Origin of the sequence: Chitinasiproducens palmae, from assembly GCF_900095735.1 — a bacterium.
Classification (GTDB): domain Bacteria; phylum Pseudomonadota; class Gammaproteobacteria; order Burkholderiales; family Burkholderiaceae; genus Chitinasiproducens; species Chitinasiproducens palmae.
Map to the genome: position 1 here is coordinate 13,757 of NZ_FNLO01000018.1, position 21,052 is coordinate 34,808.

Consider the following 21,052-nt stretch of genomic DNA (forward strand, 5'->3'; position numbering starts at 1 on the left):
GCTCGGCAGCGCTTGAGCCGTCTGCTTGAACGATCGGACCGCCTGGCCCGCACGACCGGCCAACCGCTTGCCCCGGCCGGCTCTCAGGGACGCGCGTCGGCCGCGCGCGTCGCTGCGGTCACGTTCGCCGCGCTCCCTGCGCTCGCCGACTCGGCCCAGCCGGTCTGCGCGTCGATGAACGAGAAGGTGTCGCGCTGGCTCGGCGCCAGGAAGCGCAGCGGCGGGGCGAACGCGCCGATGATCGACAGGTGGCTGACGTTGCCGGGATAGACGGCCGCCTGGACCGGGCCACCGTGTTCATGAATACGGGCCGCCAGACGTTCCGTGTTGCCGGGGTCGACCGTATGATCGGCGGCCCCGGCCAGCAGCAGCATCGGCGGCGTGGCCTCGCCGACGTGCGTGATCGGCTGCGTCGATGGCAGTCCCTGCGGCGTGGCGAAGATCTCCTGCAGCACGGGATCGGTCAGCGGCAGGAAGTCGTAAGGTCCGGCAATGCCGACCACCGCCCGCAGCGCCCGTTCGGGGCGCAGGCCCTCTGCGGCCAGCCAGCGCGAATCGAGCGCGAGCATCGCCGCGATATAGGCGCCGGCCGAGTGGCCGACCAGCACCAGCCGGGTCGGATCGCCGCCGTAGTCCGCCGCGTGATCGCGCGCGAAGCGCACGGCCTGCGCGGCGTCCTGCAGAAAGGTCGGATAGCGGACTTCGGGGTAGAGGCGATAATCGGGAACCATCGCGACATAGCCGTGCCGGGCGAACGCGGTGGCGACGAAGCGGTAATTTGCCTTGTCGCCGTGCTGCCAGGTGCCGCCGTACAGGAAAACCACGATCGGGCGACCCGGCGCGGCGTGGGCTGCCGGCTCGCTCGCGTTTGCACCGGGACCGGTCTCGCCGCTGGTCTGTGCCGGCAGATACACGTCGAGGCGCTGGCGCGGCGCGCCGCCGTACGACACGTCGCGCACCGTTCGCGCGTGACCCGCGGTGGCATTGAGCGTCCACGCGCAGCCGCCTGTGATCGGTGCGATCGCCAGGGCCGCCGCCAGACGCAGCCAGCCGGCGCGGCCAGACATGACGCGGCGAGACATGACGCGGCGCGGGGTGGCGCAAGCGCCGGGCCGCGCGGGGGCGGAGGTCTGGGTGTCGCGGGGAGCGGGCATCGAAGGGGCCAGGGAGCGCTGAAGCGTCCGTCGCCGCAAGAATCGCGCCGCGCCATCGGGGATGCCGGCCCAAGCCAGAGCCGGTTATATGTCTTCAACTAAAAAGTATTTCGCTTTTCCCATGCAATAGCTGAAACTCGACCCCGACAAGTGCGCCGTCCGCCGGCGCCCCCCGCATACCGCTTTGCCGTGTTGCCTCGGTAGATGCGCTCGGCTCGTTCCCGATACGATGTATCAATACACAGAATTCGACAAAGCCTTCGTGCGCAGCCGCGCCGCCCAGTTCCGCGACCAGCTCGAACGCTGGCAGAGCGGCCGGCTGCCCGAGGAAGCATTCCGCCCGCTGCGGCTGCAGAACGGTTGGTACGTACAACGCTATGCGCCGATGCTGCGCGTCGCCGTCCCGTACGGCGAACTGTCGAGCCGCCAGTTGCGTGCGCTCGCCAGGGTGGCGCGCGACTACGATGAGCCGGAGGCGGAGGTCTACCGCACCGCGATGGAGACGCAGGGCAAGCTCGGCACGCGCCATCTGCCCACGCACTATGCGCACTTCACCACGCGCACCAATGTCCAGTTCAACTGGATCCCGCTGACGAAGGCCGCCGATGTGATGGACCTGCTGGCCGACGTCGACATGCACGGCATCCAGACCAGCGGCAACTGCATCCGCAACATCACCAGCGACGAGCGCGCCGGCATTGCCGTCGACGAAGTGGCCGATCCGCGGCCGTTTGCCGAGATCATGCGGCAGTGGTCGACGCTCCACCCGGAATTCGCCTTCCTGCCGCGCAAGTTCAAGATCGCGATCAGCGGCGCCAGCGAGGACCGCGCCGCCACCGGCTGGCACGATGTCGGCCTGCATCTGGTGCGCAACGCGGCCGGCGAACTGGGTTTCAGCGTGCACGTGGGCGGCGGCATGGGACGCACACCGGTGATCGCGACCCGGCTGCGCGACTTCCTGCCGTGGAACCAGATCATGAACTACCTCGAAGCGGTGGTGCGGGTCTATAACCGGTTCGGGCGCCGCGACAACAAGTACAAGGCGCGGATCAAGATCCTCGTGAAGGCCGAGGGCCAGCGTTACATCGACGAGGTGGAGGCGGAGTACCGGCAGATCGTCGAACATGACGGCGGCCCGCACACCATTCCGCAGGCGGAACTCGACCGCGTCGCTGCCTGCTTCGTGCCGCCGGCGCTCGCACAGCGCGCACCCCATGACCCTGACGCGGCGGCCGCGCAGCTCGACGCGCATGCCGCCGCCGAACCCGCGTTCGCGCGCTGGCTTGACCGCAACGTCGCGCCGCACAAGCTGCCGGGCCTGCGCATCGTCACGCTGTCGTTCAAGCGGCCGGGCCAGGCACCGGGCGACGCGTCGGCCGATCAGCTCGACACCGTCGCCGAGCTGGCCGACCGCTTTTCGGCCGGCGAGGCGCGCGTCACGCACCGACAGAACGTGGTGTTGCCATGGGTCCATGCGGAGGACCTGTTCACACTGTGGCAGGCGGCGCGCGCCGCAGGCTTCGCGAGCACCAATGTCCAGTTGCTGACCGACATGATCGCGTGTCCGGGCGGCGACTTCTGCGCGCTCGCCAATGCGCGTTCGATTCCGATTGCCGAGGCGATCACCGAGCGCTATCAGGATCTGGACGAGCTCGACGACATCGGCGAGATCGATCTGCACATCAGCGGCTGCATCAATTCCTGCGGACACCACCACAGCGGTCATATCGGCATTCTGGGCGTCGACAAGGACGGCAAGGAGTGGTACCAGATCACGCTCGGCGGTGCCGACGGTTCGTCGCGCAACGGCGCGGCCCAGGCCGGCAAGGTGATCGGGCCGTCGTTCTCGGCCGAAGAGGTGCCGGACGTGATCGAGGCCGTGCTCGCCACCTATCGCGACACGCGCGTTGCCACCGAACAGGCGCGCGAAAGCTTCGCCGCGACGGTCCGGCGCGTCGGCCTCGACGCGTTCAAGGCGGCGGCCAATGCCGCCCGCCATGCCGCCCCGAATGGCGCCACGGCGGCAGCCACAGCGGCAGCCTCGTCTGCCACCCCGTCCGCCACTCGCCAAGCCTCATGAATCCGGTCAATTTCCAACTCCTGCTCGCCGGCGACCATGTGCCGGCCGACGGTATCCGCAGCATCGCGCTGGCCAACGACGCCGATCCGGCCAGCCTGGCGGACTCGTTCGATCGTATCGAACGGATCGACCTGCATTTTCCCGACTTCACCGACGGACGGGCGTTCAGCCAGGCCTATCTGCTGCGGCGGCGTCTCGGTTTCACCGGCGACCTGCGTGCGACCGGCGACGTGCTGATCGATCAACTGGTGCAGATGGAACGTGTCGGCTTCACGAGCGCGGTGCTCAAGGAAGGTGTCGACCCAGCCGACGCGGCGCGGCAGTTCGAGCGCTTCCCGGCGTTCTATCAGGCCGACACGGTCGAGCAACGTCCGCGTTTCAACCGGCCGGCCTGAGCGCCCAGCCCTCCCGCCGCCCACATGGCACGGATGCGTGGCAGACGGGGCAGGATTGCCTCAGCGCGCCGCGTGGCTTGCGCGGCTCGCCAGCACATGCATCGCGCCTTCGGCGACCAGCATCGCGACGCCGAGCCAGATCGGCGCGTAGGTCAGCCACGCATCGCCACTGATGCGACCGCCCAGCAGCAATGCGACGCCGAGCAGCATCACCGGTTCGACGTAGCCGAGCAGGCCGAACAGCCCGAACGGCAGCAGCCGGCTCGACACCATGTAGCTGACCAGGGCCGCGGCGCTGATCAGGCCGAGCACCGGCACCAGACCGAACAGCGCCGGATGGGCGCGATAGGTCGCCAGCGTCGACGGGCCGTGCAGTACCAGATAGACCGCGATTGGCACCATCAGCCATACGTCGAAGCAGAAGCCGCCCAGCGAATCCAGCCGGAAACGGCGGCGCAGGATGAAGTAGAGCGGGTAGCCGAGCGCCACGACCAGTGTTTCCCACGACACGCTGCCGACGCGATAGAGTTCATGGCATACGCCAAACGCGGCACAGAGCGTCGCCACGCGCTTCAGCGGCGTCAATCGCTCGCCGTAGTGCAGCCGGCCGATCACGACCATCAGCAGCGGCAGCAGGAAATAGCCGAGCGAGACTTCGAGCGCGCGGTTGTGCAACGGCGCCCACATGAACAGCAGCAGCTGCACGGCGAGCAGCAACGCGCAGACGGGCATGGCCAGCCACAGTGCGCCGTGCGTCCGCGCACGTTCGGCGATGTCGCGGACCTGCGGCCAGGCACCGCTCAGGACTACGAACAGGGCGACGCAGGGAGCGGTCAGCAGCATGCGCCAGCCGAAGATTTCCGTTGCATCGAGCGGGCCGAGCAGCGTCACGAAGTAGTACAGCACGCTGAACAGCACCGATGCCATCACCGACAGCAGCACGCCTTTTGACGATCGATTCGACACGCTCTCCGCCATCCGTGGATTCCGACAGGCTCCGCGGCATGCCGTCGTGAGCGGGGCGGCACGGGTCGCGGAGTCGAGCCCGAATTCTAACGCCGCGGCCCGTGCCCGCGCGTGCGGGCAAGCCAGAATTGCGCGATGATCGGCGGCGCGGGCCGGCCGCGTCTGGCCATGCCGGCGCGCGGCGTGCCGGTTCAACGTCGGCTGGCGTGGCGACGTGAGCAGCGGCGCGCAAGCCCGGCCCCGGCGGCTCGGACCAGACGGCAATCCGCGCTGCGTGGCCCTGGGTTGGCCAGCCGCAGCCAGGCCGGCCCGTCGGCGTGCCAGTCCTGGCCGGCGGCGACGCGACACGTCGCGGCGGGAACCCCGGCGTCGTGCGCCAGCTCGCTTACCGCGCCATTGCTCACGGCGATGCACACGACGCCGGCGCGCACCAGCAAGCGGTCGCCGCGTCGCGTTCGTATCCATCGGCAGGCGCCGGCGGGCAGCATCAGCACTTCTGTGGCATCGTGAGCGCGCTCGGCGAGGTCGGACTGGCCGGGGCCGACCGCCGCGCGCACCGAGTTCGCCGCAGTGGCCGCCACGGCCGACAGGCGCGCCGGGCGGCCGTGTGCGAAGTGGGGCGGCATGAGGTCGGCGAGTGCGCGACGGGACAGCGCGGCCAGCCAGGACAGGTTTCGGACGAGGCGGGAGGGCAGCATATGACGCGTGAACATGGCAGCGGAGCGAGTGGAACGATGACGTCAGGCTACGGCGGGTTCGATCACCGCGACAGTCACAGCGGCTCACCGTCTGTGTCGATACAGCCGCCCTTTTCACTTGCTGTAGCGCGCCACTTCGGCCGCCTCTGTATCTGCCGCGCGCACGCCGCTGCGGGCATCCTGTGCGCATGACGCTGTCCGCTTCCCCCTCCGAGACCGACCTCGACGCCGGCTCCGATCTTGCGCCTGTCGCCGGTCACGCTTCCGTCTCTGGCCCCAGGCAGGATGGGCCGCTCTATCAGCGCCTGGCGGCGCAGTATCGTCGCGTGATGACCGCCGGCGCGCTGAAGGCCGGCGATCGCTTTCCGTCGGTCCGCGCATTGATGCGGCAGCACGGCGTCAGCCTCGCCACGGCCACGCGCGTGTGCCATGAACTGGAGGACGCCGGCTGGCTCGAAGCGCGGCCTCGGTCCGGCTATTTCGTGCGGCGGCAGCGCGGCGCGACGCTGCCCGCGGTCGCCGAACCGGAGACCAGTGCATTGCCCGCGGCCGCGCAGTACGTCGGTCTGCACGAACGCATCTCGGCGGTGATCGCGATGCAGCAGCGTTACCCGGATGCGATGAACCTGGGGGGCGCGACCGCCGCGCCGGCGCTGTATCCGGGCGAGCGTCTGCAGTCGCTGGCAACGAAGGCGCTGCGTCGCGAGCCGGCCTTGCTGACCGCGGTCGGCGCCGATCATGGCCACGCCGCCTTCCGCCAGGCGATTTCGCGCCGCGCGCTGTCGGCTGGTTTCACCGTGGCGCCGGCGGATGTGATCGTCACGCATGGCGCAATCGAGGCGGTCAATCTGGCCCTGCGCGCGGTGGCGCAGGCCGGCGATACAGTGGCGATCGAGTCACCGGCCTTCTTCGGTCTGCTGCAGATTCTTGAGAGCCTGGGTCTGCGCGCGCTGGAGATCCCGACCAGCCCGCGCCACGGCCTGTCGGTCGAAGCGCTCGAACTGGCGCTGGCGAGTTACGAGCGCATCGCGGCAGTGGTGGTCGTGCCGAATCTGCAGAATCCGCTCGGCAGCATCATGCCCGACGCGCGCAAGGCTGCGCTGGTCGCCCTGTGCGCCCGCCATGGCGTGCCGCTGATCGAGGACGAGCCGTACCGTGAACTGGCCGACACGCCGTCGTTGAAGGCGCTGAAGGCGTGGGACCGGGACGGCGGCGTGATTCATTGCGCGTCGTTCAACAAGGTGCTGGCGCCAGGTTTGCGCCTGGGCTGGATCACGGCGGGGCGCTGGCAGGCGCGCGTGGCGATGTTGAAGTTCGCGCAGAGCCGGCACAACGAGACGTGGCCGCAGATCGTGGCGGCGGAAATGATCGCGTCGGGCGCCTACGACCGCCATCTCGCGCAGTTGCGCACCCGCTTGCGCGCGCAGCGCGAGGCCTGCGCGGATGCGATCTGCCGTTATTTCCCGCCGGGCACGCGCCTGGGCACGCCCGAAGGCGGCCTGGTGCTGTGGGTGGAACTCCCGACGGGGGTGTCGTCGCAGCGCGTGTTCGAGCGGGCGCTGGTCGAGGAGGGCATCCGCGTGGCGCCCGGCACGATGTTCTCGAACTCCGACCGCTACGCGCATTGCATGCGGCTGAGTTGCCCCGCGCCTTTCTCCGCCGCGATCGACGATGCGCTGCGGCGGCTCGGCGCGCTGGTCGCGCGCCTTGCCAACGCCGCCGCCGGCGACTGACCGGTCAACCGCTGTTGCGCAGTCCCTGGGCCAGGCCGTTGATCGTCTGATAGATCGCCCGCTGCGTTTCCGCCGTGCGATCGTCGCTGCGGTAGCGGCGCAGCAACTCGACCTGCAGGTGGTTCAACGGGTCCATGTACGGCAGCCGTTGCCGCAGCGAGCGGCGCAGCGCCGGCTTGGTGGCGAGCAGCGCGTCCTGTTCGAGCACGGCGAGCAACAGTCGGTGCGTGCGCTGCCACTCGTCGCGGATGGTGCCGAAGATCCGCTCGCGCAGTTCCACGTCCTCGACCAGTTCGGCGTAGCGCGACGCGATGCCCAGATCGCTCTTGCTCATCACCATCTCCATATTGCCGAGCAGCATCTGCAGGAACGGCCATTCCCGGTTCATCGCATGCAGCGTGGCCATGCCGTCGGGGTTGGCTGTCAGCCACCGTTCGAGCGCGGTGCCGAAGCCATACCAGCCGGGCAGCATCAGCCGGCATTGCGACCACGAGAACACCCACGGTATCGCGCGCAGGTCGTCGATGCGCACGCCCGGCTTGCGCGCCGCCGGCCGGCTGCCGATGTTCAGGTCGGCGATCTCGGCGAGCGGCGTCGACTCGCGGAAATAGGCAACGAAGCCCGGCGTTTCGTAGACCAGTTCGCGATACGCGCGGTAGGCCAGCTCGGAGAGTTCGGCCATCACCTCGCAGTAGCGCGGCTCGTCGGCGGGCGCGTCGCGACCGTCGCCGAGGCTTGCCCGCAGGGTGGCGGCGACAATCGTTTCGAGATTGCGCCGGCCCATGTAGGCGGTCGCGTACTTCGATGCGATGACCTCGCCCTGTTCGGTGATGCGGATCTGTCCGTCGACGGTGCGCGCCGGTTGCGCGACGATCGCCTGATAGCTGGAGCCGCCGCCGCGGCCCACCGAACCGCCGCGGCCGTGGAACAGGCGCAGGCCGACGCCGTGACGGGCGCATACCGCGATCAGGTCTTTCTCCGCCTGATACAGCTCCCATCCAGAGGTCAGGAAGCCGCCGTCCTTGTTGCTGTCGGAGTAGCCGAGCATCACTTCCTGCCGGTCGCCGGTGGAGCGCAGCAGCGCGCGATAGAGCGGCAGCGAGAACAGCGCTTCCATCACCTGGCCGGCGTGGCGCAGATCGTCGATTGTTTCGAAGAGCGGCACGATGTCGAGCGCCAGCCTCGGTCCACCGGCGCGCAGGTCGCCGCTTTCGCCACTTCCATCACCTTCGCTACTTTCGCCCGCATTGGCCGCCGCGCCGGTTCGTGTCGCGTGCGCCGCCTCCGCCGGCAGCAACAGGCCCGCCTCCTTCAGCAGCAACGCCAGTTCGAGCATGTCCGAGACGCTGGTGCTCTTGGAGATGATCGCGTGGCGGATCGCCGCCTCGCCGAAGCGCTCGCGCAGCCAGCGCGCGGTGAAGAAGATGCGCAACTCACCTTGCGTCTGCGCCGAGTAATCGAGATACGGCGACCAGAGCGGACGGGGCGTGGCCAGTTCCTCGGTCAGCAAGGCCACGCGCGCGTCCTCGGGCAGCGCGGCGTAGTCGTCGGCGCGCCCGGCGCGGGCCAGCAATTCGGCGACGGTGGCCTCGTGCACCTCGGCGTTCTGCCGCAGGTCGATTGTCGCCAGATGCAGCCCGAATACTTCGACTGCCCGGATCAGATCGCCGAGACGGCCGTTGGCCAGGTCGTCGCAGCCCTGCTGGCGCAGCGAATCGGCGACACAGACGAGATCAGCGCGCAGCGCCGCCGCGTCCGGATAGGGCGCGGCTCCGTCGGCGGCGCGGCTGCGCTCGGCGGCCGGCCGGCCGCCGGTTTCGCCGACGCGTTCCGCGTGGGCCAGCGCGGTCGCGCGAACCCGCGCCTCGATGCCGATCAGCGCGCGGCGGTACGGTTCGTCCTCACGGTGCGGAGACGTGTCGCCGGAGCGCTCGGCCAACGCCAGCAGGCCGGGTGTCGCGGCCCGCAGCGACGTCGAGAGCGGCAGGGCGATGTTGAGCGCGTAGCACTCCCGTTCGTACAGCCGCAGCAGCGCCGCGGACTGCAGACGAAACGTCTCGTCGAGCACTTCGGCGGTGACGAACGGATTGCCGTCGCGGTCGCCGCCGATCCACGAGCCGATCTGCATGAAGGCTGGCAGGCGCGCGCCGTCGCCGGCGCCAGCCTTCGCGTCGCCGGGTGCGCCGCCGTCTTGCTGTTCGATCGTGGCGAGCCAATGCTCGATGCGACGGTACATGCGCGGCAGTTCGGAGAAGAACGTGTCCTGGAAGTGGCTGATGCCGTTTTTCACCTCGTCGGTCACCGCGAGCTTGGTCGGCCGCAGCATGCGCGTGTGCCATAGCGTGAGCACATTGCGCGCGAGCTCGGCGCGATTTTCCTCGGCCTCCTCGGGCGTCAGTGTCTGCCGGGCGCGCACCCGCAGCAAGTGCGCGATATTGCGTTCGCACTCCAGGATCGACCGGCGCTTCACCTCGGTGGGGTGGGCGGTCAGCACCGGTGCGATCAGTGCGTGCTCGAAGAAGGACCGCACGTCGGTGGGGCTCAGACCGCGCTCGGCCAGGCGCGGCCATTCCGCCTGCAGATTGCCTTCGCCGGGGGGATCGCCGCGCATCTCCGCCTGACGGCTCAGATCGATCTGGTGCTGGTCCTCGGCGATGTTGCTGAGCAGCAGGAAGTAGCTGTAGGCCCGCACCACGGTCTGCAATGCAGCGCCTTCGAGTCCGTTGAGCAGGGCGTCCAGCCGCGCGCGCGCCTCGCCATCCGCGTCACGCGCGAAGCGCACGGCAAGCTGACGAATGTCCTCGACGATGCCGAAGGTCTGCATGCCTTCCTGGGCCTGCAGCACGTCGCCAAGCATCTTGCCCAGCATGCGCACGTCCTCGCGCAGCGCCTGGTGTGCGCGTTCGCCGTGCGAGCGCTCGTGTTCGTCCATCGCGGTCATGCCGCCTCCTTCGCTTGGGCCGGCCGCGCACGCGCGCCAGCGGTTCGAGTGGCTGCGCCGGCGCAGCGGCCGGCGTACGGTTCATTCGGCCGCGGTCGCGGCCTGTTCGGCCGCCGCCTGGTCGACCCAGTGGCTGAACCGCGGTGTCTTGCCGATGCCCGGATTGAAGCAGTTGCACGGGTCCAGCTTGCGGTAGAAGTCGCGCAACGCCGGCTTGGCCTCGTACAGATGGCCGACGTTGTGCTCGGCCGGGTATTCCGCGCCGCGCTCGTCGAGCAGGCGCCACATCGCGTGTTCGAGCGCCAGGCAGTCGACGCCTTTCCTCGCGATGTAGTCCTGGTGGAAGACATGGCAGAAGAAGTGACCGTAATACATCTTGATCGAGATGTCGCGGTCCATTTCGGGCGGGAGCGTTTCGAGCCAGTCGCGGTCGTTGCGGCGCAGCGCGATGTCGAGCGCCACGATGTCCTCCACCTCGCGCGCGTGGACGTTGCGATAGCGCACCGCGGCGCCCGCCGCGGCGAAGCGCAGTAGGAACGCCTTGCGCCCCTCGTCGTCGCTGCATTCGAAGTAGGCGGCACCGCCGCGCCCGGCCTGCTCGGCGAGAAAGGCCCGGGTCTCGTCGGCCGACGCGGCGCTCACCTTGAGCAGCAGATGATGTTCATAGCGGGCCCGGAACTCGCGGATGCGCGGCGGCAGGTGGTCTGGAAACAGGCGGCTGAGCGCCTGCATCACGCGGTCGCTGAGGTTCGCCGGCAGGAAGCCGAGCCGATCGCAGAACGCGTCGACGCGGCTCTTGGCCGAGAAGATCGAGGGCAGTCGCGCGGTGCCGAGCCGATCGATCAGCAAGAAGGTGTCCTTGCCGTACACGTCCGCGATGTCGAACGCGTCGCGATGCAGGTATTCCCCCGCGATCGGCACGTGCTGGAAGTGGGCGAGGACGTGACGGCGGATCTCGGTCAGGTCGCCGGCATCGTTGGTGCCGATGTAGAACACTTTCGCGCCCTTTTCCATCGGGAAGGTGTCGAGACGCACCGCGAACAGCATCAGCTTGCCCGCGCAGCCCGAGGTTTCGTACAGGCGGCGCGGATCGGCGTTGAAGCGGGCCGGCGTATCGGCGTCGACGTCGCGCACGTGCTGCGCATACTCGCGGTCGGACGCGGCGCCGGCGCCATGCTCGATGTCGTCGTCGGTGTAGACGTGACGTTCGAGACGATCCAGCACTTCTTCCGGCGTGCCGCTCAGGCGTACGCCAAGATGGTTGACCAGGTGAAGCTGATGGTGTTCGTCGAGTTGCGCGAACAGCGCCATTTCCGTGTAGGCCGGACCCCGTTGCACCAGCGAGCCGCCCGAGTTGTTGCACACGCCGCCGAACACCGAGGCGCCGATGCACGACGAGCCGATCACCGAGTGCGGCTCGCGGCCCAGCGGCTTCAGCGTTTGCTCAAGCTGATCCAGCGTCGCGCCTGGGAAGCAGATCACCTGCCGGCCTTCATCGATCACGTGCAGCTTTTTCATGCGCAAGGTATTGATGATGACGACGTCGCGGTCGTAGTCGTCGCCATCGGGCGTCGAGCCGCCGGTCAATCCCGTGTTCGCCGCCTGCATGATGACGATGACGTTGGCGGCGACGCAGGCCTGCAGCACGCGCCATTGTTCGACCAGACTGCCTGGCCGGATCACCGCGACGGTCTTGCCGCTGCCGAAGCGGAAGCCGGTACGGTAGCGGCGCGTCGCCTCGTCCGCGGTCAACACCCAGCTATTGCCGACGATGGCCTGCAGGTCGGTGATGAGTTGCCGCCGCCGTTGCTCGGCGGGGAGGGTGCGGGAAGAGGCGGAGGAACTCGACATGGCGATCGTTTGACGGGAAGGGAAGCGATGCGCAGCGTTGCACGGGCAGGCTGCGCGACTTTACCGAATTAACGGCGCGGCGCAAACATGGCGCGCCGCGGAAGTTTGCGGCCGACGGGCTGCCGGACCGACGGAGCGGCGCCCGCGCACGCGTCAGCGCTTGCGCGGCGTCGGCTCGGCGCGCACGGCCGCGGCTTCGCGCAAGCGGGTTTCGAGACGCTGCGCCTCGTCCTGCAACTGCTTGCCGAGCTCGACCTGGCGCGCGGCCGGCAGACGGGATTCGACCGCGGCAATGCTCAGGGCACCGACCACCTCGCCTTGCGGCGAGTGCACGGCGACGCCCACGCCCCACGAACCTGCCACGACGCCGCCCTCGTTGACCGAGTAGCCGCGCGCGCGCGTCTGCGCAACCGCCGCGCGCAGCGTGTCCGGAGCAAACGTTGGGTAGGTGCTGTCGAGCAGCGCGCGATTGGCATTCAGGCAGCGTTCGATGTCCTCGTCGTCCAATGCCGCGAGCATCGCCAGACTGCCGGCGCCCACGCCCAGCGGATGACGCGTGCCCGGCATCAGCACGTGCGTTTTCAACGGGAAATCGCCGTCGGCGCGGCTCACGCAGACCGCGAAGACATCGCTGCGCACCGAGAAGAACGCGGAATCGCCGCATGCATGTGCAAGCCGGGCGACGGCGTCGCCGGTCGCGCGTCCGAGACCGAAGCGCTCGTTTGCGATGCTGCCCAGGACCTGGCATTCGGGACCGACGAAATAGCGCAGGCTCTGCCGGTCCTGTTCGATCATCCCCTCCGCGATTAGCGCCAGCAGCAGCCGATGCGCGGTGGCCTTGTTCAGTTGGGTCTCGCGGGTGACCTGCGCCAGGCTGATGCCGGCGGCGCGGCTGCGCGCAACGGCCCGTAGCACGCGAAACGCGCGCGCCACCGCCTGCGTGCCCGGCACGGCTTCACTGGCCGCGTCCTGGGGTCCATACTGTGAAGCCATGAGAGCGTTCCGTGGAGCGCGGGACCGAGCGAAACGATCAGCCATCAGGCATCGCGTACGTCGGGCGCCGACCGTGGCGTAGGTGAATCGGCTCACACTGTAATACAACATTGGCGTTGCCGGAAGCCGCGCGGGCCGCGCCAGCGCTTGATCAGCGCGGCCATGGCGGCCGCGCTGCCGCGCCCGTCGGAACGGCGAGGCGCGCGACCGCACGGCAGGAAACCGGTCATCGGTCACGCCGGCTGCGCGCCGCGCCGATGCCCGGCGGCGGCACTCGGAGCACTCGCGGGCCTCGCCCCGGCGGGGGCTGCGAGAGTAGGCGTGGCGGGCTCCTGTCTGGCGCGCGCCGCCGGCGCGGTGCGCGCGACCGTTGCCGCTCAGGCGCGAGCCAGTCGGAAGCGGGAAAACAGACGTTTCAGCGCCTGGGTCTGGTCGTCGAGCGACCGCGCGGCGGCACTGGCCTGCTCGACCAGGGCGGCGTTCTGCTGCGTGCTCGCGTCCATCTGCGCCACTGCATGACCCATTCCCTCGATGCCGGCGCTTTGTTCGGCCGAGGCGGACGAGATCGCGGCGATGATCTCGGTGACCCGTCGCGTCGCGTCGACGACTTCATGCATCGTATCGCCGGCTTCCTGGGCGAGCGCGCCGCCTGCGTCGGTGCGTGCGAGCGATGCGTCGATCAAGGTTTTGATCTCTTTCGCGGCCGCCGCGCTGCGCTGCGCCAGCGAGCGGACTTCGCCGGCAACCACCGAGAAGCCGCGTCCTTCCTCGCCGGCGCGCGCCGCTTCGACCGCCGCGTTCAGGGCAAGGATGTTGGTCTGGAACGCGATGCCTTCGATGACGCCGGTGATGTCGGCGATGCTGTGTGCGCTCTGGCTGATGTCGCCCATCGTCGCGACCACCCGCGCCACCGCGGTACCACCCCGCTGTGCAATGGCCGAGGCGTTTTCGGCGAGCCGGCTCGCCTCCCGCGCGTGGTCCGCGTTCTGCCGAACGGTGGTGGTCAACTGCGCCATGCTGCTGGCCGTGCGTTCCAGCGACACCGCCTGTTCCTCGGTGCGCCGCGACAGGTCCAGGTTGCCGGCCGAGATCTCGCCCGAGGCGGCCGCGATGGCTTCGGCGCTGCTCGCCACTTCGCCGACCATGACCGACAGACCGCGCTGCATTTCGCTCAGCGCATGAAGCAGGCTCGAACTGTCGCCGCGCCGCAGGCCGATCGGCCGGTCCAGCTCACCGCCGGCGATCCGCCGCGCGATTTCCATCGCGTGGACCGGCTCGCCGCCCAGTTGCGCGGTCAGGCGCCGCACGACCCATTCACTGACCACCAGGGCGCCGACGATCAGCGCGGCGGTGATGGCCGCGATCAGCAGGAAGGACGTGCGAAAGATCGACATCGAGGCTTCCATCGTCGTTCTGGCGGTGGCGCCGCTGCGTGTCACCAACTCGTCGACGCGCTTTTCCAGCTTGCCGGTCTCGACCAGCAGCGAGACGTCCTGGGTGCCGACTCGCCAGCTCATCTGCGACGGATCGAGCGGTTGTTCCCTGACCAGCTTGACGAACGCCCGCAGATTGTCGCGCCATGTCGCGACTGCCGACGCGAAGGCGCGTTGCAGCGCGTCCCCATCGCCGGCCGAGGTGCCGGCCCGCCCTGTCGCGCCGGAGTATCGGCGCAGCGTCGTCAAGGCTTCTGACAGGCCGTCCAGATCGCGCTCGATGTCGGCCGCCAGTTCGTCGCGTTCCTTCGCGGTCGTCGCGGTGACCAACATCTTCTGCGAGCGGCTGGCGCGCAACAGATAGCCGCGCGCCTGTTCGGCCGCACGGCTGGCCACGTGGCCGTGATCGTAGATCGACTGCGCCGACAGGCTCAGGCGGTCGATCTGCCACAGCGCGAAACCCCCGATCGCCAGCGCGCCGCACAACAGAATCGCGAACGCCAGGCGCAACGTGGTCTTTACCGAGAGGCGCACGGACAGTCCGCGGCGCCATCGCGTGTTGCGCGGCGATGGCGCCGCGTTGGCGTGCACACCCAGGACTGCGCGTGGTACGGCTCCTGTTTCCATAGGTGATCCCCTTGGAGACGGCGCGCACGGGTGGCGTGACCGCGCCGCATGGTTGTTCCATGGTCAACGGTCGCGCCGGGCAAATCTTGAGCGGCCAGGGCGCAGTGCGGTGGCACGCCGTCGCGGCGGCCCTGCCGACCCGCGCGCCTGGCCGCGCGCGGGTGGCTGGCCACGGCTCGGCAGAGAATCTCTCAGACGGTCCACAATTTGATCCAATGGTTTTCCCTTGGTATTGGATTGCAGACGTTGAAACGTTGCGGTTATTGGTTTCTAATCGAGAAATGCAGTGATCCTAGGGTTCACAATATAAAACGATGCGAGCGAGCTTCGCATCCGGGAGCGAACATGAGTGCATCAATCATCGGTTGGAGCCATCTGCCCTTCGGCAAGATCGACGCGCTGGAAGTCGAGGACATGATCGCGCGCACCGCGAGCGAGGCGCTGTCCCATGCGGGCATCGACGCCACGCAGGTCGATTCGGTCCACGTCGGACATTTCAACGGCGGCTTCAACTATCAGGACTTTCCTTCGGCGTTGGTGTTCAACGCCTTGCCCGAATTGCGCTTTGCCAGCACCGTGCGTTGCGAGAACGCCTGCGCAACCGGCTCGGCGGCCGTGTACTCGGCACTCGACGCGATCGCCGCCGGGCGCTCGCGCTGCGCGCTGGTAATCGGCGTGGAGAAGATGAGCAGCCAACCGACCGCGACGGTCGGCGAGATCCTGCAGAAGTGCTCGTACGCGAAGGAGGAAGCCGGCGTGCCGGGCGGCTTCGCGGGCATCTTCGGCGGCATCGCGCAGGCCTACTTCGATCGCTACGGCGATCAGTCGGATGCGCTTGCCGCGATCGCCGCGAAGAATCATGCGAACGGCGTCGCCAATCCGTATGCGCACATGCGCCGCGATTTCGGCTACGACTTCTGCCGCACGCCGTCGGAAAAGAACCCGATCGTGGCGGGCCCGCTCAAGCGGACCGATTGCTCGCTGATCTCGGACGGCGCCGCCGCGCTGATCATCGTGTCGGACGATCTGGCGCGCGAGGCGGCGCGTTCGATCGCCTTCCGCAGCGCCGTGCAGATCAGCGATTTTCTGCCCCTGTCGCGCCGCGACCCGACCGAATTCGCGGGCGCGCGCATCGCGTGGCAGCGCGGGCTGGCCGACGCGAAACTGACGCTGGACGATCTGTCGTTGGTCGAGACCCACGACTGCTTCACGATCGCGGAACTGATCGAATACGAAGCGATGGGCCTGGCCGAGCGTGGTCAGGGCGCCAAGGTGATCCTCGACGGCGTGAGCCGCAAGGATGGCCGCCTGCCAATCAACCCGTCGGGTGGTCTCAAATCGAAGGGGCATCCGATCGGCGCAACCGGCGTATCGATGCACGTGATGGCCGCGATGCAGCTGGCCGGCGAGGCGGGCGACATGCAGGTTCCGGACGCGCGGCTGGCGGGCGTGTTCAACATGGGCGGCGCCGCGGTGACCAACTATCTGAGCGTGCTCGAGCGCCGCCAGTAAGGCCCCAGGCGATGCGGCCCACGACCACGAAAAAGGAGACACGATGCTGACCACCGTCATGAATCTCGGCGATCTGCTGAGCAACAACGCCCGCCGGCTCGGCGATGCGCCCGGCTTCATCCTGCGCGAGCGCAGCCATACCTGGGCCGAGATCAACCAGCGCGTCGACGCCGTGGCGGGCGCGCTGCGCGAGCTCGGCGTCGGCAAGGGCGACCGCATCCTGGTCCACTCGCGCAACAACCTGCCGCTGTTCGAAAGCGCCTGGGTCGCGTTCAAGCTCGGCGCGGTGTGGGTGCCGACCAATTTCCGCATCGCCCCGCCGGAGGCCGCCTACCTGGGCAGCTCCAGCGGCGCCAGCGTGATGATCTACGACCGGGGTTTCGAACCGTACGTGGATGCGGTCCGGGCAGCGTCGCCGGCGCTCAAGCACGTGCTGGCGATCGGCACGCCGCGGGACGGCGAACACGCGTACGAGACGTTGGCCGCGGCCCGTCGCGAGCAGCCGTTCGCGTCCGCCGAGGTCGACCGGGACGATCCGCTCTGGTTCTTCTACACGTCGGGCACCACCGGGCTGCCGAAGGCGGGCACGCTGACCCATGGCCAGATGGCCTTCGTGGTCAACAATCATCTGGCGGACCTGATGCCCGGCGTGACCCACGAGTCGCGCTCGCTGGTGGTTGCGCCGCTGTCGCACGGCGCCGGCATCCACGCGATCGTCAATGCCGCGCGCGGCGCCGCGAGCGTGCTGCCCGGCGGCGAGCGCCTCGACGCCGACGAAGCGTGGGCGCTGGTCGAAGCGCATCGCGTCGACAACATGTTCACGGTCCCGACCATCGTGAAAATGCTGACCGAGGATGCGGCGGTGGATCGCTACGACCACAGCTCGCTGAAATACGTGATCTACGCCGGGGCCCCGATGTACCGCGCCGATCAGAAGCATGCATTGCGCAAGCTCGGGCGCGTGCTCGTGCAGTACTACGGACTTGGAGAAGTGACCGGCAACATCACCGTGCTGCCGCCCTGGCTGCACGACGAGGACGACGCGTCGTTCGGCCGGGTTGGAAGCTGCGGCTACGCGCGCACGGGCATCGACATCGCAATCCTCGACGCGGCTGGCCAGCGTCTCGCGCCGTTCGAGACCGGCGAGATCTGCGTGCGCGGCCCGGCCGTGTTCATCGGCTACGACAACAACGAGAAAGCGAACGAGAAGGCGTTCAAGCACGGCTGGTTCCACACCGGCGACCTGGGCCATCTGGATCGCGAGGGCTTCCTTTACATCACCGGCCGCGAGTCCGACATGTACATTTCGGGCGGCTCGAATGTCTATCCGCGCGAGGTCGAGGAAGCATTGCTGATGCACGACGCGGTTCGCGAGGTCGCGGTGCTCGGCATGCCCGATCCGAAGTGGGGCGAGGCTGGCGTCGCGGTCGTCGTCTGCCGGGAGGGCGCCGCCCAGCCGGACGAGCAGACCCTGCTCGATCATCTGGCGCCGCGCCTCGCGCGCTACAAGTGGCCGAAGCGCTTCGTGTTCTGGGACGCATTGCCGAAGTCGGCCTATGGCAAGATCACGAAGAAGGACATTCGTGCCTTGCTCAACGAGACCGAGCAGCCGGCGCAGCAGGTCGAGCCGGCCTGACGCGCCGTCCCCCGCGCCAGCGCATCACGCGGGGGCTGCGCGACGGCCGCCAACGCACCGTCCGCATGACGCGGAGCCATTGTCGCGGGCGGCGAACAGTGGCCGCACGTGGCCGCAGGCCGTGGTGCATGATGCCGCCGACTTGCCTCGGCTTCAGCGTGTCAGCGTGTCAGCGTATCGAGTGGGGCCGCCGCGCGGTCGCCACCGTGTGTTTGTGTTTCATGCGCCGGCGATACCACAGCGTCCACCACGCAAGCGCACCGTAGATGCCGTACGAGATCGCTGGCGACACGGCCAGATAGCGGTCCACGGGCCAGTGCCACGCCAGCCACGCGCGCAGCAGGTTCTCGCCGGTCAGGCCGATTCCCCAGACCAGCGTCATCAGCCGGATCGACCGCCTGAAACCCGGCTGGGCATCCCACAACTGCTCGAACCGGGCCGCGCCGCCGTCCATCTCGCGCGCCACGGTGGCCCGCCCAAGATGGAAGACCAGCGGGCGCGGCATCATCAGCGACAGGAGGAAGGCGAGGCCGATCGCGCCGGACGCGAGCGACTCGCGCATCAGCAGCAGGCGTGGGCTGCCGCCCAGTGCCAGGGCCAGCAGCGACGCCGCGATGCCGATCACGACGAGCGCGCTGAGCGCATCGAGCCGCCGGTTGCGCGCGAATTCCCAGATCGCCCACAGCACCGGCGGCAACGCCGAGAGCAGCAATGCATCACGGCTGCCGAGCGGACCAACGGCCAGCTTGTAGAGCAGCCATGGCAGGCCGAAATTGACCAGCACTTCGAGCAGCAGTCCACGGCGTGGTTTCATGATCGCGAGAGATTGAATGCCGACGGGAGAGGCGGCGACAAGGCGGCGACAAGGCGGCGACAGGGCGGCGACAAGGCAGCGACAGGGCGGCGACAAGGTGGGACGCGGGCCCGGCGTGCAAGGGCGTTGATGCAACGACGTCGGCGGCGCGTCGTCACCGCGTGTGCGATGCCAATGCCGAATCATCGCGCGAGCGCGGCCGGAAGACGAGCGGTGCGGGTCGGAAATGCGTCAGGAACACGTCCCGAGCACGTCCCGAGCACGTCCAGAATACGTACGGATGCCGCACGTGGCGTGCACTGATGCACGGCCGAGCCGACCGTCGTCGCCGGCCGACGGCATCGGGCGAGGTCAGCCGAACAGTCCGGCAACGATATTGACCGACAGGCCGAGCACCGCCAGATTGAAGAAGAACGACAGCACCGACTGACACAGCACGGTTCGTCGCATTCGCGGCGAAGCGATCGAGACGTCCGCGGTCTGCGAGGCCACCGCAATGGTGAACGCGAAGTAGGCAAAGTCCCAATAGTTCGGCTTCACCTTCTCATCCGGAAACCGCAGGCCTTCGCCGGTGGCGTCGACCGACGCGAAATGCAGTCGCGCGTAGTGCCGCGTGAAGAGCGTCGGCAGCAGCAGCCAGCCGCCAAGCAGCGTGGTTACCGACAGCGCCACGTGCTCGACACGCATGCCCGGCGAGAGTCCGCCCTTGGCGCGGGCCAGTTCGTGAATGATCGCCGCAACGCTCGCGAAGCTTGCCGCCACGATCACCACCAGCAACGTGCCCGCGCTCTCGTCTTCGCGCCGGGCCAGCGTGTGCACGTCGGTGGCCGAGGCGCGCGCCATCGTGAACCACGCGACTCCGAGATACAGCCACGCGCAGAGCGTCCAGCCGATCAGCGCACGCGTCACCGTCTCCATGCGGTCGGGCAGCAGGGCGCTCGCCAGCGCGCCGGCGGTGGCCGCGACCAACAGCGGCGAGTGGTAGCGGAACAGGTGGCGGACGAGGCGCATCGGCGAGGGCGGCGGGTGGGTGGCGGACGGGCGGACTCAGTCGCGGCCGGACGGCAGGAGCCGTGCGCAGGCGGCGACACCGAGCAGGAGGACCAGCGTCAACACGAAGGCGGCGCGCAGATCCAGCGCGTGCGCGACGAAACCGATGCCGGCCGGCCCGACCAGCAAGCCGGCGTAGCCGAGCGTGGTCATCGCAGGCACGGCGGTGCTCTCCGGCATCGCGCGCTGGCGGCCGACCGCGGTGAACAGCACCGGGACGATATTCGAACAACCCGCGCCCACCAGCGCATAGCCCGCCAGCCCCGCCTGCCAGGCGGGCACGGCAACGACCAACGCCATGCCGAGCGCGGCCACCACGCCGCCGGCCAGGACCACGCGACTGCCGCCGAAGCGATGCACGACCCGATCGCCGGTCAGGCGTCCGACCGTCATGGTCGCGGAGAACGCGGCATAGCCCAGACCCGCCAGCGCTGGCGGCACGCCGCGTTCGCTGCCGAGGAACAGCGCGCTCCAGTCGAGCACCGAGCCTTCGGTGAGAAAAACCACGAAGCACAGCGCGCCGAGCAGCAACACCGGCCCATGCGGCAGCGCGAAAGCGGGTGCGCCGCCCTCCGCCCTGCCATTGGCCAGCAGGTGAGGGCGCGCGAGCAGGAACAGCGCGGCGGTGCATGCGGCCATCGCGACGGCGGCCTGCAGGGCCGAGGCACCCAACGCGAGCAAGGCACTGACCGCGCCCGCGCCGACGATGCCCCCGAGGCTGAACAGGCCATGGAAGCCGGACATCATCGCGCGGCCACTGGCGCGCTCGACCTGGATCGCCTGGATGTTCATCGCGACGTCGATCGCGCCCATGCCGGCGCCGAATACCAGCAGCGCCGCGACCAGCAACGGCGTGGCTGCGACGCCGCCGAGCGCCGGCAGCGCGACACAGATCAGGGCGGTGGCGCCGGCAATGATGGCACGGCAGCCGACGCGTGCCGCCAGCGCGCCGGCCAGCGGCATCGTGACGATCGAGCCGCCGCCGAGGCACAGCAGCAGCAGGCCGAGCACGCCGTCGTCGATGTTCAGCCGGGCTTTCGCGAACGGCACCAGCGGCGCCCAGGTCGCCATCGAGAGGCCGGCGGCCAGGAAGATCACGCGGGTCGCGCGCTGTTGCGAGACGGCAATCGTGTTTGGGACGGATTGAAGCGATGGATCGGATTGCATGA

General features: G+C 68.9%; 15 protein-coding genes. 5 read left to right on the forward strand and 10 right to left on the reverse strand.

All coding sequences use genetic code 11. The features are described from left to right. Positions 1–83 precede the first annotated feature (83 nt). Positions 84–1,082 (reverse strand): alpha/beta hydrolase, encoded by a 999-nt coding sequence (locus BLU54_RS22180; RefSeq protein WP_211435394.1) that lies wholly within the window; start codon positions 1,080–1,082, stop codon positions 84–86. A 301-nt stretch (positions 1,083–1,383) separates the two neighbouring features. Here BLU54_RS22180 and BLU54_RS22185 point away from each other — a divergent pair, with 301 nt between their 5' ends. Beyond that, complete coding sequence (locus tag BLU54_RS22185) at positions 1,384–3,234, forward strand: nitrite/sulfite reductase (RefSeq protein WP_091913220.1); 1,851 nt, start codon at positions 1,384–1,386, stop codon at positions 3,232–3,234. Next, complete coding sequence (locus tag BLU54_RS22190) at positions 3,231–3,629, forward strand: DUF934 domain-containing protein (RefSeq protein WP_091913222.1); 399 nt, start codon at positions 3,231–3,233, stop codon at positions 3,627–3,629. The genes BLU54_RS22185 and BLU54_RS22190 overlap by 4 nt, the downstream gene beginning before the upstream one ends. 60 nt (positions 3,630–3,689) lie before the next feature. Here BLU54_RS22190 and rarD read toward each other — a convergent pair whose 3' ends face one another. Together rarD and BLU54_RS22200 are read right to left on the reverse strand one after the other, a co-directional pair. Then, a complete protein-coding gene (gene rarD / locus BLU54_RS22195) occupies positions 3,690–4,607 on the reverse strand; it encodes an EamA family transporter RarD (RefSeq protein ID WP_091913224.1) in 918 nt (305 codons plus the stop codon). A 179-nt stretch (positions 4,608–4,786) separates the two neighbouring features. Continuing rightward, positions 4,787–5,308 carry a hypothetical protein gene (locus BLU54_RS22200; RefSeq protein ID WP_091913226.1) on the reverse strand — a complete coding sequence of 174 codons (522 nt, stop codon included), beginning with the start codon at positions 5,306–5,308 and terminating at the stop codon, positions 4,787–4,789. 173 nt (positions 5,309–5,481) lie between these two features. On the opposite strand from BLU54_RS22200, the gene BLU54_RS22205 reads away from it, so the two are divergent. Beyond that, positions 5,482–7,026, forward strand: coding sequence for an aminotransferase-like domain-containing protein (locus tag BLU54_RS22205; RefSeq protein ID WP_091913228.1), 1,545 nt, complete (start codon positions 5,482–5,484; stop codon positions 7,024–7,026). Positions 7,027–7,030: 4 nt separating this feature from the next. On the opposite strand, the gene ppc is transcribed toward BLU54_RS22205, so the two are convergent. The 4 genes from ppc to BLU54_RS22225 form a co-directional block, all read right to left on the reverse strand. Further along, on the reverse strand, positions 7,031–9,967 hold the full coding sequence (gene ppc, locus BLU54_RS22210) for a phosphoenolpyruvate carboxylase (protein ID WP_091913230.1): 2,937 nt from the start codon (positions 9,965–9,967) through the stop codon (positions 7,031–7,033). A gap of 81 nt (positions 9,968–10,048) precedes the next feature. After that, positions 10,049–11,818, reverse strand: a complete 1,770-nt coding sequence (gene dld, locus BLU54_RS22215; protein ID WP_091913233.1) for a D-lactate dehydrogenase — start codon at positions 11,816–11,818, stop codon at positions 10,049–10,051. A gap of 153 nt (positions 11,819–11,971) precedes the next feature. After that, positions 11,972–12,811: an IclR family transcriptional regulator gene (locus tag BLU54_RS22220; RefSeq protein ID WP_091913235.1), complete on the reverse strand. Its 840-nt coding sequence runs from the start codon at positions 12,809–12,811 to the stop codon at positions 11,972–11,974. A 377-nt stretch (positions 12,812–13,188) separates the two neighbouring features. Further along, a complete protein-coding gene (locus tag BLU54_RS22225) occupies positions 13,189–14,871 on the reverse strand; it encodes a methyl-accepting chemotaxis protein (RefSeq protein WP_091913237.1) in 1,683 nt (560 codons plus the stop codon). Positions 14,872–15,216: 345 nt separating this feature from the next. Here BLU54_RS22225 and BLU54_RS22230 point away from each other — a divergent pair, with 345 nt between their 5' ends. Continuing rightward, positions 15,217–16,383 (forward strand): acetyl-CoA acetyltransferase, encoded by a 1,167-nt coding sequence (locus BLU54_RS22230; protein WP_091913239.1) that lies wholly within the window; start codon positions 15,217–15,219, stop codon positions 16,381–16,383. A 43-nt stretch (positions 16,384–16,426) separates the two neighbouring features. Next, entirely contained in the window at positions 16,427–18,019 is a 1,593-nt protein-coding gene (locus BLU54_RS22235; RefSeq protein ID WP_091913241.1) for an acyl-CoA synthetase, read from the forward strand. 169 nt (positions 18,020–18,188) lie between these two features. On the opposite strand, the gene BLU54_RS22240 is transcribed toward BLU54_RS22235, so the two are convergent. From BLU54_RS22240 to BLU54_RS22250, 3 genes are all read right to left on the reverse strand, one after another. After that, positions 18,189–18,833, reverse strand: coding sequence for a VC0807 family protein (locus tag BLU54_RS22240; RefSeq protein ID WP_091913243.1), 645 nt, complete (start codon positions 18,831–18,833; stop codon positions 18,189–18,191). A 351-nt stretch (positions 18,834–19,184) separates the two neighbouring features. Next, positions 19,185–19,844 carry a DUF1345 domain-containing protein gene (locus tag BLU54_RS22245; RefSeq protein WP_091913245.1) on the reverse strand — a complete coding sequence of 220 codons (660 nt, stop codon included), beginning with the start codon at positions 19,842–19,844 and terminating at the stop codon, positions 19,185–19,187. 36 nt (positions 19,845–19,880) lie between these two features. Next, positions 19,881–21,050: an MFS transporter gene (locus BLU54_RS22250; RefSeq protein WP_091913247.1), complete on the reverse strand. Its 1,170-nt coding sequence runs from the start codon at positions 21,048–21,050 to the stop codon at positions 19,881–19,883. Positions 21,051–21,052 lie beyond the last annotated feature (2 nt).